Source organism: Streptomyces sp. NPDC051636, assembly GCF_044453765.1.
Classification (GTDB): Bacteria; Actinomycetota; Actinomycetes; order Streptomycetales; family Streptomycetaceae; genus Streptomyces.
Map to the genome: position 1 here is coordinate 1 of NZ_JBITDA010000006.1, position 13,169 is coordinate 13,169.

Below are 13,169 nucleotides of genomic sequence, written 5' to 3' on the forward strand. Positions count from 1 at the left end.
GCTTCCCTTCGGTGTTTCCGACTCTATCAGACCTTTCCGGTCCGATTTCCTCGGTGCTTTCCAGGTTCCCGCTCTCGCGTTTCCCTTTCCGGCGGTCCGACTTTATCAGAAGTTCTGAGTCGGAATTCCACCCGCTCCGGGACTGACTCCGGCACCCATGAGGTGGCCGGGTTCCCGATCGGGCGGAGCCGTAAACGTACTGGAGCGGGGCGCCCCGATGCAAATCGAGGCGCCCCGCTCCGGGTTCACGCGTACGAGGGGCCGTACGCGGGTCAGACCTCCACGACGACCGGGAGGATCATCGGCCTCCGCCGATACGTGTCCGAGACCCACTTGCCCAGGGTGCGGCGGATCAGTTGCTGCAGCTGGTGGGGTTCGACCACGCCGTCCTGGGCCGACCGCTCCAGGGTCTCCGTGATCTTCGGGATGACGTCCGAGAAGGCGGAGTCCTCGATGCCGGAACCGCGGGCCTGGACGTGCGGTCCGCCGGTGATCTTGCCGGTGGACGAGTCCATCACCACGAAGACCGAGATGATGCCCTCGTCGCCGAGGATCTTGCGGTCCTTCAGCGCCGGCTCGCCGACGTCGCCGACGGAGAGGCCGTCGACGTACACGTAACCGGCCTGGACCTTGCCGGAGATCTTCGCCTTGCCCTCGACGAGGTCGACGGCCACGCCGTCCTCGGCGATCACGATCCGGTCGTGGGGAACACCGGTCAGGGCGCCGAGTTCGGCGTTGGCCCGCAGGTGGCGCCATTCGCCGTGCACCGGCATCAGGTTCTTCGGGCGGCAGATGTTGTAGAAGTACAGCAGCTCGCCCGCGGACGCGTGACCGGAGACGTGCACCTTGGCGTTGCCCTTGTGGACGACGTGCGCGCCCCAGCGGGTCAGGCCGTTGATAACCCGGTACACGGCGTTCTCGTTGCCGGGGATCAGTGACGACGCCAGGATCACCGTGTCGCCGTCGACGATCCGGATCTGGTGGTCCCTGTTCGCCATCCTCGACAGCGCCGCCATCGGCTCGCCCTGGGAGCCCGTGCAGACCAGGACCACCTCGTGGTCCGGGAGGTCGTCGAGCGTCCTCACGTCGACCACCAGGCCCGGCGGCACCTTCAGGTAGCCCAGGTCCCGGGCGATGCCCATGTTGCGGACCATCGAGCGGCCGACGAAGGCGACCCGGCGGCCGTACTCGTGCGCCGCGTCCAGAATCTGCTGGATGCGGTGGACGTGGCTGGCGAAGCTCGCCACGATGATCCGCTTGCGGGCGTTCGCGAAGACCGTGCGCAGGACGTTGGAGATGTCCCGCTCGGGCGGTACGAACCCCGGCACCTCGGCGTTCGTCGAGTCGGCGAGGAGAAGGTCGATGCCCTCCTCACTCAGCCGCGCGAACGCGTGCAGGTCGGTCAGGCGGTTGTCCAGCGGAAGCTGGTCCATCTTGAAGTCGCCCGTGTGGACCACCATGCCGGCGGGCGTGCGGATGGCCACGGCCAGGGCGTCGGGGATGGAGTGGTTGACGGCGACGAACTCGCAGTCGAAGGGGCCGATGCGTTCGCGGTTCCCCTCCGCCACCTCGAGGGTGTACGGGCGGATGCGGTGCTCCTGGAGCTTGGCCTCGATCAGGGCGAGGGTCAGCTTGGAGCCGATCAGCGGGATGTCCGGCTTCTCGCGGAGGAGGTAGGGGACACCGCCGATGTGGTCCTCATGGCCGTGCGTGAGGACGATGCCCTCGATGTCGTCGAGGCGGTCTCTGATGGACGAGAAGTCCGGCAGGATCAGGTCGATTCCGGGCTGCTCCTCCTCCGGGAAGAGCACTCCGCAGTCGACGATCAGCAGGCGGCCGCCGTACTCGAAGACCGTCATGTTCCGGCCGATCTCGCCGAGGCCGCCGAGCGGGGTGACCCGTAGGCCGCCTTCGGGAAGCAGCGGGGGCGGGCTCAGTTCAGGGTGCGGATGACTCAAAAGACTCTCCTCACCACACGCGCCACGTACCGGTGGGCACGTGGCGCGCGTGACGTTCGTGCAGTAGCAGTTGTCGTTGTGGGGTGCGGGCACCGGTGGCCCGCTTCTTCGGTTGTGTTCAGTTGTGGACCATCAGTACGCGGCGGACCGCGCGAAGTCTGTTGTCAGAGCTGTACCCCGCCGGCAGCAAGATCGATCTTGAGCTGGGCGGTCTCTTCGGGCGTGAGCTCGACCATGGGGGCGCGCAGCGGTCCGGCGGGCAGGCCCAGAAGCGCGAGCGCGGCCTTGGTGGTCATGACGCCCTGGGTGCGGAACATGCCGGTGTAGACGGGGAGCAGTTTCTGGTGGATCTCGGTCGCCTTCTGGACGTCGCCGGAGACGAAGGCGTCCACGAGTGCCCGCAGGTCGGGGGTGACCACGTGGCCGACGACCGAGACGAAGCCGACCGCGCCCACGGAGAGCAGCGGCAGGTTCAGCATGTCGTCGCCGGAGTACCAGGCGAGGCCCGACTGGGCGATGGCCCAGCTGGCGCGGCCAAGATCGCCTTTGGCGTCCTTGTTGGCGACGATCCTGGGGTGCTCCGCGAGCCGGACGAGCGTCTCGGTGTTGATCGGGACGCCGCTGCGGCCGGGAATGTCGTACAGCATGACCGGCAGCTCGGCGGCGTCGGCGACGGCCTTGAAGTGCCGGTACAGGCCCTCCTGAGGGGGCTTGTTGTAGTACGGGGTGACGACCAGCAGGCCGTGCGCGCCCACCTTCTCGGCGGCGCGGGCCAGCTCGATGCTGTGGTGGGTGTCGTTGGTACCGACGCCGGCCACAACGTGGGCCCGGTCGCCGACCGCCTCCAGGACCGCCCGTACGAGATCCGATTTCTCCGCGTCGCTGGTGGTGGGGGACTCGCCGGTGGTCCCGTTGATGATCAGGCCGTCGTTGCCTGCGTCCACCAGGTGCGAGGCGAGCCGCTGCGCGCCGTCGAGGTCGAGTGCGCCGTCCGCCGTGAAGGGCGTGACCATGGCGGTGAGGACCCGCCCGAAGGGGGTCTGCGGAGTGGAGGTCGGAGCCATGGTTACACGCTACTCGCTGCTCAATGCGAGGTCTGCCCTCGGGATACCGGGTAAGTCCTGACAAATGCGGAACCCGGCACTGCCTGCTCGGGGGTTCAAGCAGTGCCGGGTCCGTTTGATCAGGCTAGATGAACTTCTCTAAATGCCGCAATACGGACACTTCACCAGGCTGACCGTACCTGTCCGCCGAGCTACGGCGCGACGCGGCCGTTGGCGTTGAAGGCGGCGTAGGTGAGCGGCATGAGCCTGGCCCACTCGGCCTCCATCTTCTCGCCGACCATCTCGATCTCCCGCTGCGGGAAGGACGGCACCTTGGCCAGCTCGTGCTGGGTGCGCAGGCCGAGGAAGTGCATCAGGGAGCGGGCGTTGCAGGTGGCGTACATCGAGGAGAACAGGCCGACGGGGAGGACCGAGCGGGCCACCTCCCGGGCGACGCCGGCGGCGAGCATTTCCTGATAACGCTCGTACGCCTGGACGTAGGACTCCTGCATGGAGCGCGCCACGATCGCCTGCTGGGTCTCGGTGCCCTGCACGAACTCGTACTTGCCGGGACGGCCCTGCTGGACGAGCTTACGGTCCGCTCCCGGAACGTAGAAGACGGGCTGGAGCTCGCGATACCGGCCGGACTCCTCGTTGTAGGAGTTGTGTACGACGATGCCGTTGGCAAGGAAGTTGTGCCAGGGTCCTTCGACGGTGAGGTCGTACGTCATCTCCTCGCCGTCGTCCTCGATGGACACGACCGGATCGGGAACGGCCACGGCGATGTTCCCGCCGCGACGTGCCAGCTTCTGCTCCTCGGCGCTCTTGGCCGCATGGCAGGGCTCACACGCGGGCGCGAGGTTGCGCTCGTCAAGCGCGCGGGTGAGGTCCTCGGCCACGGGAACGATGTGATCCAGCGCGAGGTGCTCACGCTGGAAGGTCTCTCCGCAGAGGTGACAGACGTCGGTCTCCCCGATCAGGCGCTCGCGCTGCATCGAGGTCCAGACCCCCACACCACGACGGAGGCTGGGGGGGACCAGCCGCTCCGAGGGACGGGGCGCCGTTCCGGCTGCCATCACGGCGTCCCCTACCGTGAGCTCACCTGCCTTTCGCCAGCCGTCCGGGGTGAGCACCGCGTGATCGACCGTGCAGCGCAGTACTTTGCCGGCGACTGTGGTGATCTTGATCAGTGGCTTGACGCCCGACTGGATGACATCGAGGATCTGAGCCCTCTCGGCCGTCAGTGTCTCCTCGTCGTAGCAACGGACGTGGTTGCGGCGGACCGATTCGAGCTTGCGCATGCGGGTGGACGGGTGCTGCTCACGGAACTCGGCGACGGCGGAGTCGGCCGCCTCGCGGTTGTCGTACAGGCCGAGGTAGTGGTTGGTCCCGCCGCGACGCACCTGCGCCATCCACTTCTCCGCGCGGGTGTGCCAGGTCACACCGCCCGCCGAGTGCGGCAAACGGTCCTCGACGCCGAGGTGCCACAGTTCGTACAGGTCCTGGATGGAGCGGCGCCGGAGATTTCCGGCTTCGCTCACCAGCGTGATCTCGGTGTCGCCGGCGAGACACCAGCCCACCCGGTGCCGCATGAACTCGCGGAAGACGAAGATCGGGGCACTGATGAAGAACGTCATCGAGTTGTGCTCGAAGGGGCTGCCGTGCCGGTCCCGCATCAGGTAGTTGATCAGGCCCTTGGAGCGCTCCGGGTCCTTGTTCAGCTCGTCCAGGGACTGCTCGCCGACCGTGGAGACCCGGGCGGCGAACAGGACGTCGGCGTCGGACGCGCTGTGCTTGACCAGCTCGACGGTGACGTCGCTGCGGAAACTGGGCTTGAGGTCGTCGGCGGGGGTGTCGGTCACGGCTCGGAGGGTCCTTCCCATTACTTCTCTCGGGCGGCGCCCACTCTACGGCCCGGCTCTGACATCGGGGCGTTCGGTGCCGGGACGCGACATCTTCGGTGAAGTTCTGTGAATCAGGGTCAAGCGGGCACCTTTCGCGGGACTCGTGCGTCTGTGTTGGTGAGAGTCATCCGTTCGACCCGAAAGGAGACGCGTCCCCGATGTTTCGTCGGCGCGAGCCCGTACCCTTCGCCTTCCTGGCCGAAGCCGACAAGTACCGCAGTAATGTCACTCCCCCGCCCCGCGAGCGGGCGTCCTTCGGTGAGATGGCCGGGCGCTGGCTGCTGGGGCTCACCATCATCGCCGGGCTCGTGGGCTCGCTGGTCCTCGGGATGCCGGCGCTGTCGACCCCATCCGCCACGTCCACGCAGCAGTCACAGGCTTCACAGGGCCACTGACTCTTCCGGACCCCCTCGGGTGGTGAGCAGGAACACAGGCGGATAGCCTCACCGGGCACAGCCCATGGATGGATTGAGTGAGGACCAGCCGTGCCCCTGCCCTTCCTGACGGCCGACCGCACTTTCGAGGCGGCGCCAGACAACGCGCTGCCGCACGACGACCGCGACCGCTGGCGGCGCCCCTACCGGCCCGGCCCGTGGCGGGTGGCCGTGGCGGCGCTGATCCTGATGCTCGCCTCGTTCGTGCTGTTCGCCGCGGTCCTCATCGCCCTGACCGGCTCGCGGTCCTCCGCCGGGGTGGTCCTCGGCGTCGCGCTGGTGATCATCCTCGGTGCGCTGCGGCTGCTGCGGATGGGCGTGTGGGTGAGCGGGCGCGGGGTGCGCCAGGTGGGTTTCCTCCGCACGCGCACCGTTCTCTGGGAGCGGGTCGGCGCGGTGCGCACGGTGCAGCAGCCGGTGCGCTGGCTGGGGCTGCCCCGCGCGGTGCAGGGGCAGGCGCTGATCCTCGTACGCAGGGATCGCGGCGCGCAGGACGTGCCGCCTCTGCTGACCTCGCACGGCCTGGACTTCCTGGCCCGGGCCACGGCCTTCGACCGGGCGGCGGACGCTGTGGAGGCATGGGCGGCGGAGTACCAGCGGGGCTGATCCCCGGGAGCAACACGAAAAGGGGCCGGTCCGCGGTGGTGCGGACCGGCCCCTTTTTCCTCGCTGGTGCGGCTCAGGCCTGCACGGACCTGCCGTCGTGCAGGGCGATCGCCCGTTGCATCGCCTTGCGGGCCCGTGGCGTGTCGCGGGCGTCGTGGTAGGCGACGGCGAGGCGGAACCAGCTGCGCCAGTCGTCGGGGGCCGCCTCCGTCTCGGCCTTGCGCTTGGCGAAGACCTCGTCGGCCGAGTCGCGGTCGATGCGGCCGCCCGGGGTGCGCTTCAGCTCGTCCACGGGCAGGCCGCCCTCGGCGTCGAGCTCGGCGGCGAGCTGGTTGGCCTTGCGGACGAACTGGGTGTTCTTCCAGAGGAACCACAGACCGATCACCGGCAGGATCAGCACCGCGATCCCGAAGGTGACGGTGAGGACCGTGCCGGACTGGATGAGCATGACGCCGCGGCTGCCGACCAGGACGAAGTAGAAGACCAGGACGGCGGCCGTGACGGCATAGGAGAGCTTCGCGCGCATGTCAGCAGCCTCGAGTCAGCCCAGGTCCAGGAAGTGCTCGAGGCCGAAGGTCAGGCCCGGAGTGGTCACCACGCGGCGGGCGCCGAGCAGGATGCCCGGCATGAAGCTGCTGTGGTGGAGCGAGTCGTGCCGGATGGTGAGCGTCTCGCCCTCGCCGCCCAGCAGGACCTCCTGGTGGGCCAGCAGACCGCGCAGGCGGACGGCGTGGACGGGAACGCCGTCCACGTTCGCGCCGCGCGCGCCGTCCAGGGCCGTCACCGTGGCGTCCGGGGCCGGCGCGGTGCCGGCCTGGCGGCGGGCCTCGGCGATGAGCTGGGCGGTGCGCGTGGCGGTGCCGCTCGGGGCGTCCACCTTGTTCGGGTGGTGCAGCTCGACGACCTCGACGGACTCGAAGTACGGCGCGGCGATCTGCGCGAACTTCATGGTCAGCACGGCCCCGATGGAGAAGTTCGGCGCGATCAGCACGCCCGTCTCCGGGGACTGCGCCAGCCAGCCCTTCAGCTGAGCGAGGCGGTCGTCGGTCCAGCCCGTCGTACCGACGACCGCGTGGATGCCGTGGCGCACGCAGAAGTCGAGGTTGCCCATGACCGAGGCGGGGGTGGTCAGCTCCACCGCGACCTGGGCGCCGGTCTCCGCCAGCGTCTCCAGCTTGTCGCCCCGGCACAGGGCGGCGACCAGCTCCATGTCCTCGGCGGCCTCGACGGCCCGTACCGCCTCGGCACCGATGCGTCCCTTGGCCCCGAGGACCGCCACGCGCAGCTTGCTCATGTCTGTTGCTTCCTTAGCGAGGGGATGGCGAGGGGATCAGGCCACGGCGTCGTGCAGCCGTGCGGCCTGCTTGTCCTTCAGCGGACCGATGACCGACAACGACGGGCGCTGTCCCAGGATGTCGCGGGCGACCGCGCGGACCTCGTCCGGGGTGACCGCCGCGATCTGAGCCAGCATGTCGTCGACGGACATCTGCTCGCCCCAGCACAGCTCGCTCTTGCCGATGCGGTTCATCAGCGCGCCGGTGTCCTCCAGGCCCAGGACCGTGGAGCCCTGGAGCTGGCCGATGGCGCGGCCGATCTCGTCGTCGGACAGGCCGTGCTCGGCCACGTGGTCGAGTTCGTCGCGGCAGATCTTCAGCACGTCGTGCACCTGGCTCGGACGGCAGCCCGCGTACACGCCGAACAGGCCGCAGTCGGCGAAGCCCGAGGTGTACGAGTACACGCTGTAGGCCAGGCCGCGCTTCTCCCGGACCTCCTGGAACAGGCGGGACGACATGCCGCCGCCGAGGGCCGTGTTGAGCACGCCCAGGGCCCAGCGGCGGTCGTCCGTGCGGGCCAGGCCCGGCATGCCGAGGACGACGTGCGCCTGCTCGGTCTTGCGGCCGAGCAACTCGACACGGCCCGCGGTGCGGATGCCGCGCCGGCCTTCGCGCGGGGCGATGGGCTGGGCTTCGGGGTTGTTGAGGGTGCCCGCCTTCTCGAAGGCGGCGCGGACCTGTCGTACGACCCTGTTGTGGTCGATGTTGCCGGCGCAGGCGACCACGAGGTGGGTCGGGTCGTAGTGCTTCTTGTAGAAGCGGCGGATGCGGTCGGCGGTGAGGGCGTTGACCGTGTCGACCGTGCCGAGGACCGGGCGGCCGAGGGGGTTGTCGCCGAACATCGTGTGCGCGAACAGGTCGTGCACGCAGTCGCCCGGGTCGTCCTCGGTCATGGCGATCTCTTCGAGGATGGCGCCCCGCTCGACGTTGACGTCCTCTTCGAGGATCAGCGAGCCGGTGAGCATGTCGCAGACGACGTCTATGGCGAGCGGCAGGTCGGTGTCGAGCACGCGCGCGTAGTAGCACGTGTACTCCTTCGCCGTGAACGCGTTCATCTCGCCGCCGACGGCGTCGATGGCGGAGGAGATGTCGAGCGCTGAGCGGCGCTGCGTGCCCTTGAAGAGCAGGTGCTCCAGGTAGTGCGTGGCGCCGTTCAGGGTCGGCGTCTCGTCGCGGGAGCCGACGTGCGCCCAGATGCCGAAGGTCGCGGAGCGCACGGAGGGCAGGGTCTCGGTGACGACGCGCAGGCCGCCCGGGAGAGTGGTCTTGCGGACCGTACCGATGCCGTTGGTGCCCTTGATCAGGGTTTGGGTACGGGCGACGGCCCGCGCCTCCGAAGAGGTGCGGGCCGTCGCCTTGGAGCTACGGGACGTCACTGGTCGGCGTCGTCCTTCTTCGTCTCGGCACCCGCGGCGGAGCCGCTGTCGGACTCGGCCTCGCCCTCGATCACGGGGATCAGGGAGAGCTTGCCGCGGGAGTCGATCTCGGCGATCTCGACCTGGACCTTCTGGCCCACGCCGAGGACGTCCTCGACGTTCTCCACGCGCTTGCCGCCGGCCAGCTTGCGGATCTGCGAGATGTGCAGCAGACCGTCCTTGCCGGGCAGCAGGGAGACGAACGCACCGAAGGTGGTGGTCTTCACGACCGTACCCAGGTAGCGCTCGCCGACCTCGGGCATCGTCGGGTTGGCGATGCCGTTGATCGTGGCGCGGGCGGCCTCGGCGGCCGGGCCGTCGGAGGCACCGATGTAGATCGTGCCGTCGTCCTCGATGGTGATCTCGGCGCCGGTGTCCTCCTGGATCTGGTTGATCATCTTGCCCTTGGGGCCGATGACCTCACCGATCTTGTCCACCGGGATCTTGACGGTGATGATCCGCGGAGCGTTCGGGGACATCTCGTCCGGACGGTCGATGGCCTCCATCATCACGTCGAGGATGTGCAGGCGGGCGTCGCGGGCCTGCTTCAGGGCCGCGGCCAGGACGGAGGCCGGGATGCCGTCCAGCTTGGTGTCGAGCTGGAGGGCGGTCACGAAGTCCTTCGTGCCGGCGACCTTGAAGTCCATGTCACCGAAGGCGTCCTCGGCACCGAGGATGTCGGTGAGGGTGACGTAGTGCGTCTCGCCCTCGATCTCCTGGGAGATCAGACCCATGGCGATACCGGCGACCGGGGCCTTCAGCGGCACACCGGCGTTCAGCAGCGACATGGTGGAGGCGCAGACCGAGCCCATGGACGTCGAGCCGTTCGAGCTGAGCGCCTCGGACACCTGGCGGATCGCGTAGGGGAACTCCTCGCGGGTCGGCAGGACCGGCACCAGGGCGCGCTCGGCGAGGGCGCCGTGGCCGATCTCGCGGCGCTTCGGCGAGCCGACGCGGCCGGTCTCACCGGTGGAGTACGGCGGGAAGTTGTAGTTGTGCATGTAGCGCTTGCGGGTCACCGGGGAGAGAGTGTCCAGCTGCTGCTCCATGCGGAGCATGTTGAGGGTGGTGACGCCCAGGATCTGGGTCTCGCCACGCTCGAACACGGCGGAACCGTGCACCCGCGGGATGGCCTCGACCTCGGCGGCCAGCGTACGGATGTCGGTGACACCGCGGCCGTCGATGCGCTTCTTCTCCTTGATCACGCGCTCACGGACCAGCTGCTTGGTGAGCGAGCGGTACGCGGCGGAGATCTCCTTCTCGCGGCCCTCGAACTCCGGCAGGAGCTTCTCGGCGGCGAGCTGCTTGACGCGGTCCAGCTCGGCCTCGCGCTCCTGCTTGCCGGCGATGGTGAGCGCCTGGGCGAGCTCGGGGCGGACGGCGGCCGTCAGGGCCTCCAGGACGTCCTCCTGGTAGTCCAGGAAGATCGGGAACTCGGCGGTCGGCTTGGCGGCCTTCGACGCGAGGTCGGCCTGGGCCTTGCAGAGCACCTTGATGAAGGGCTTCGCGGCGTCCAGACCGGCGGCGACGACCTCCTCGGTGGGCGCTTCGGCACCGCCCTCGACCAGCCTGATGGTCTTCTCGGTGGCCTCGGCCTCGACCATCATGATCGCGACGTCGCCGTCCTCCAGGACGCGACCGGCGACCACCATGTCGAAGACCGCGTCCTCGAGCTCGGTGTGCGTCGGGAAGGCCACCCACTGACCGCGGATCAGCGCGACGCGGACGCCGCCGATCGGGCCGGAGAAGGGCAGACCGGCCAGCTGCGTGGACGCGGACGCGGCGTTGATCGCGACGACGTCGTACAGGTGGTCGGGGTTGAGCGCCATGATCGTGGCGACCACCTGGATCTCGTTGCGCAGGCCCTTCTTGAAGGACGGGCGCAGCGGGCGGTCGATGAGGCGGCAGGTGAGGATCGCGTCCTCGCTCGGCCGGCCCTCACGGCGGAAGAAGCTGCCGGGGATCTTGCCGGCGGCGTACATCCGCTCCTCGACGTCCACCGTCAGCGGGAAGAAGTCGAGCTGGTCCTTGGGGTTCTTGGAGGCGGTGGTGGCCGACAGCACCATGGTGTCGTCGTCCAGGTACGCCACGGCGGAACCGGCGGCCTGCTTGGCCAGGCGGCCCGTCTCGAAACGGATGGTACGGGTGCCGAAGGCGCCGTTGTCGATGACGGCCTCGGCGTAGTGGGTCTCGTTCTCCACTAGCGTTTTCTCCTCGTCTTCGTCCCCGGCTGCCCGTGTGGCAGGGGGACGGTTGCGGAGAAGCGCTCCATCTGGTGCGGGCCGGTCTTCGATCGAAGCACCCGGGGCTCGCTTCCCCCCGGGGGCCACTACCGAGGACCGGCGGCGGCGAGGTGCGCTTCTCCTCGTTCGGTGTGCGTGATGGGCGGTACCCGCTACGGGTACCCCGTATCACGCTGTGTCGTACGTATTGCGTCCTGCTACCACACTACAAAGCGGCAGTGACAGTCCGCACGTTTCCGCACGTACGGCAAAGGGAGCGGCCCCGATCCTGTCGGGAACCGCTCCCTTCACGGCGTCCTACTTGGCGCCCGCCGCACCGCGGCGGATGCCGAGGCGGTCGACCAGCGCACGGAAGCGCTGGATGTCCTTCTTCGCCAGGTACTGCAGCAGCCGGCGGCGCTGACCGACCAGGATCAGCAGACCACGGCGGGAGTGGTGGTCGTGCTTGTGGGTCTTGAGGTGCTCGGTCAGGTCGGAGATCCGACGGGACAGCAGAGCGACCTGGACCTCGGGGGAGCCGGTGTCACCCTCCTTGGTACCGAACTCGCCGATGATCTGCTTCTTCGTAGCGGCGTCGAGCGACACGCGTACTCCTCATAGTCTGTGAGTGCCACCGAGTGCCCCCGGTCTACATCTCGGGGGAGCTTCCGTAACTCGGGAGGCGGGGATCCGCTGGGCGCGGCCTCCAGGGCCTGGGATGGGCTCCGGGGGTGCGTACACGAACGGCCGTCACTCAGGGTACCAGGGTCGGTGGCGGGCCCTGCCCGGCCCGTCAGGCGACGCTCTCGATCCCCTCGGCGATGTTGCTGAGCCCTCCCACCTCGCCCTTGTTCCTCGGCCCGTAGACACTCGTCGCCGCGTAATAGAGGCGGCCCTGCTCGTAGAAGAACTCGTCGTCCGTCTTGTCGAGCCCCGAGAGATCGTCGTCGGACCACGAGAACAGCAGCAGGAACCTCTCCTTGCCCTTGGCCGGGTCGAGGCTGACCACGGCGCAGGGCGCGACGCCGCCGCCCCCGCGGTAGGCGATCAGCTGATCGCCGCTCATCTTCAGCGGAATCATCGTGGCACCCGTGGGCGAGGGAAACCTCATCCCGCTCTTCCCGGTGCCCAGGTCGAACGCGACGATGTCGTCGTTGGTGGAGATGAAGACCTGGCGCCTTCCCACGACGATCGAGGGGCAGCTCTCCACCACGGCGCTGAAGGGCTTGTCGCAGTCGACGACCTGGTGGTCGTCGTCCAGCCGGATCGTGGCGCGGGCCCGCCCCTGTTCGTCGAGGGAGAGCAGGTCGGTGACGGTGTAGTCGCCCGCGGCGACTGCGATCACGGCCGGTGAGGAGGACGCCAGATAGACCTCCTTGATGCCACGGGCCACCCTGTACCTCCACTGCGTGCGGCCGGTGCGGGGGTCGACGCGCTCGATGCGGAACTCCGGCTGCGCCGAGTCACCGCACTCCACGAGGGCCAGCAGTTTGCCACCGCCGGCGAACCCCGTGTCCATGCAGTCCGCGAGCGTGTGCACCCACAGCCGCTTCCCATGGGTCATGTCGTACGCGGCCGAGCCCTGATCCCAGGCCACGGCGACCGTGCCGTCCGTCATCGTCACGTTGACGTTGGTGGGGGGACTGTCGCCGCTCGGGAGTGCGGTCTGCCAGAGCTTCCTGCCCGTGTCGATGTCGACGACGGCGAGCCGGTCACAGGGCGTGCCGAGGACCTGCTTCGGGTCGACGGGCTTGCCCGCGAAGGCGACGGCCGTCCAACCGGCCGCGCTCACATGCCGAGTGGTGGCGCACAACGGTCCGGGGAACCTCAGTTGCCACGCCGCGCGGTCGCCCCTCTCGTCGTTCAGACGGGCCGGCTTGGAAAGGGAGAACCCCTTGATGTAGTTGACGAAGCCCTTGGCGAAGATCTTGCCCGTGGCCCAGGCTCCGGGGGCCGCGGCGGTCGCGCCGACCTGGCGGATCTCCTCCCGGTACCTGAACGCCGCCTTGCCTTCGGGGGATTCGGGCGGTGTCTCCACGGTCCGGCGGATCGCGTCCGGGGCCTGTTTCACCACGGCCGGCCGGCCGTCCGACCCGGGTTCGCCGCCGTACGACCCCGTCCAGACGACCAGGCACGCGAGCGCCACCGCCGCGGCCAGGGCACCCAGGACCAGCCGTCTGCGGCGTTTCCCGCGCCGGCCGACCTCCAGTGCGGACTCGGTGTACACGGACGGCGGAGGGCCATAGCTCATGA

At 68.9% G+C, this 13,169-nt stretch carries 10 protein-coding genes and 3 pseudogenes; 2 read left to right on the forward strand and 11 right to left on the reverse strand.

Annotated features, from left to right (window positions below; genetic code table 11):
* Positions 1 to 272: 272 nt before the first annotated feature.
* The 5 genes and pseudogenes from ACIBBH_RS13475 to ACIBBH_RS13495 form a co-directional block, all read right to left on the reverse strand.
* Complete coding sequence (locus ACIBBH_RS13475) at positions 273 to 1,958, reverse strand: ribonuclease J (protein ID WP_399404394.1); 1,686 nt, start codon at positions 1,956 to 1,958, stop codon at positions 273 to 275.
* Positions 1,959 to 2,122: 164 nt separating this feature from the next.
* Positions 2,123 to 3,022 carry a 4-hydroxy-tetrahydrodipicolinate synthase gene (gene dapA / locus ACIBBH_RS13480; protein ID WP_399404395.1) on the reverse strand — a complete coding sequence of 300 codons (900 nt, stop codon included), beginning with the start codon at positions 3,020 to 3,022 and terminating at the stop codon, positions 2,123 to 2,125.
* A 191-nt stretch (positions 3,023 to 3,213) separates the two neighbouring features.
* Positions 3,214 to 3,663 (reverse strand): annotated as a pseudogene (thyX, locus tag ACIBBH_RS13485) (FAD-dependent thymidylate synthase); the annotation flags it as partial.
* Between the two features lie 3 nt (positions 3,664 to 3,666).
* Positions 3,667 to 4,593, reverse strand: a pseudogene (locus ACIBBH_RS13490) (HNH endonuclease); the annotation flags it as partial.
* Positions 4,573 to 4,863, reverse strand: a pseudogene (locus ACIBBH_RS13495) (FAD-dependent thymidylate synthase); the annotation flags it as partial. The pseudogenes ACIBBH_RS13495 and ACIBBH_RS13490, both read right to left, overlap by 21 nt.
* Before the next feature lie 200 nt (positions 4,864 to 5,063).
* Here ACIBBH_RS13495 and ACIBBH_RS13500 point away from each other — a divergent pair.
* Together ACIBBH_RS13500 and ACIBBH_RS13505 are read left to right on the forward strand one after the other, a co-directional pair.
* The gene (locus tag ACIBBH_RS13500) at positions 5,064 to 5,300 is read left to right on the forward strand and encodes a hypothetical protein (RefSeq protein WP_399404396.1); all 237 of its coding nucleotides are present in this window, start codon (positions 5,064 to 5,066) and stop codon (positions 5,298 to 5,300) included.
* Positions 5,301 to 5,390: 90 nt separating this feature from the next.
* On the forward strand, positions 5,391 to 5,945 hold the full coding sequence (locus ACIBBH_RS13505; protein ID WP_399404397.1) for a hypothetical protein: 555 nt from the start codon (positions 5,391 to 5,393) through the stop codon (positions 5,943 to 5,945).
* Between the two features lie 73 nt (positions 5,946 to 6,018).
* Here ACIBBH_RS13505 and ACIBBH_RS13510 read toward each other — a convergent pair whose 3' ends face one another.
* From ACIBBH_RS13510 to ACIBBH_RS13535, 6 genes are all read right to left on the reverse strand, one after another.
* A complete protein-coding gene (locus tag ACIBBH_RS13510) occupies positions 6,019 to 6,471 on the reverse strand; it encodes a hypothetical protein (protein WP_399404398.1) in 453 nt (150 codons plus the stop codon).
* Positions 6,472 to 6,486: 15 nt separating this feature from the next.
* Complete coding sequence (gene dapB / locus ACIBBH_RS13515; protein WP_399404399.1) at positions 6,487 to 7,239, reverse strand: 4-hydroxy-tetrahydrodipicolinate reductase; 753 nt, start codon at positions 7,237 to 7,239, stop codon at positions 6,487 to 6,489.
* 36 nt (positions 7,240 to 7,275) lie between these two features.
* Complete coding sequence (locus ACIBBH_RS13520) at positions 7,276 to 8,655, reverse strand: M16 family metallopeptidase (protein ID WP_399404400.1); 1,380 nt, start codon at positions 8,653 to 8,655, stop codon at positions 7,276 to 7,278.
* Positions 8,652 to 10,895: a polyribonucleotide nucleotidyltransferase gene (locus ACIBBH_RS13525; protein WP_399404401.1), complete on the reverse strand. Its 2,244-nt coding sequence runs from the start codon at positions 10,893 to 10,895 to the stop codon at positions 8,652 to 8,654. The genes ACIBBH_RS13520 and ACIBBH_RS13525 overlap by 4 nt, the downstream gene beginning before the upstream one ends.
* A gap of 339 nt (positions 10,896 to 11,234) precedes the next feature.
* Positions 11,235 to 11,522: a 30S ribosomal protein S15 gene (rpsO, locus tag ACIBBH_RS13530; protein WP_030177470.1), complete on the reverse strand. Its 288-nt coding sequence runs from the start codon at positions 11,520 to 11,522 to the stop codon at positions 11,235 to 11,237.
* Between the two features lie 187 nt (positions 11,523 to 11,709).
* Complete coding sequence (locus ACIBBH_RS13535; RefSeq protein WP_399404402.1) at positions 11,710 to 13,167, reverse strand: PQQ-binding-like beta-propeller repeat protein; 1,458 nt, start codon at positions 13,165 to 13,167, stop codon at positions 11,710 to 11,712.
* Positions 13,168 to 13,169 lie beyond the last annotated feature (2 nt).

Excerpts from the sequence above, each read along its gene's own strand:
- dapA (WP_399404395.1), bottom strand. The coding sequence starts at position 3,022 with ATGGCTCCGACCTCCACTCCGCAGACCCCCTTCGGGCGGGTCCTCACC.
- ACIBBH_RS13500 (WP_399404396.1), top strand. The coding sequence starts at position 5,064 with ATGTTTCGTCGGCGCGAGCCCGTACCCTTCGCCTTCCTGGCCGAAGCC.
- ACIBBH_RS13510 (WP_399404398.1), bottom strand. The coding sequence starts at position 6,471 with ATGCGCGCGAAGCTCTCCTATGCCGTCACGGCCGCCGTCCTGGTCTTC.
- dapB (WP_399404399.1), bottom strand. The coding sequence starts at position 7,239 with ATGAGCAAGCTGCGCGTGGCGGTCCTCGGGGCCAAGGGACGCATCGGT.
- ACIBBH_RS13535 (WP_399404402.1), bottom strand. The coding sequence starts at position 13,167 with ATGAGCTATGGCCCTCCGCCGTCCGTGTACACCGAGTCCGCACTGGAG.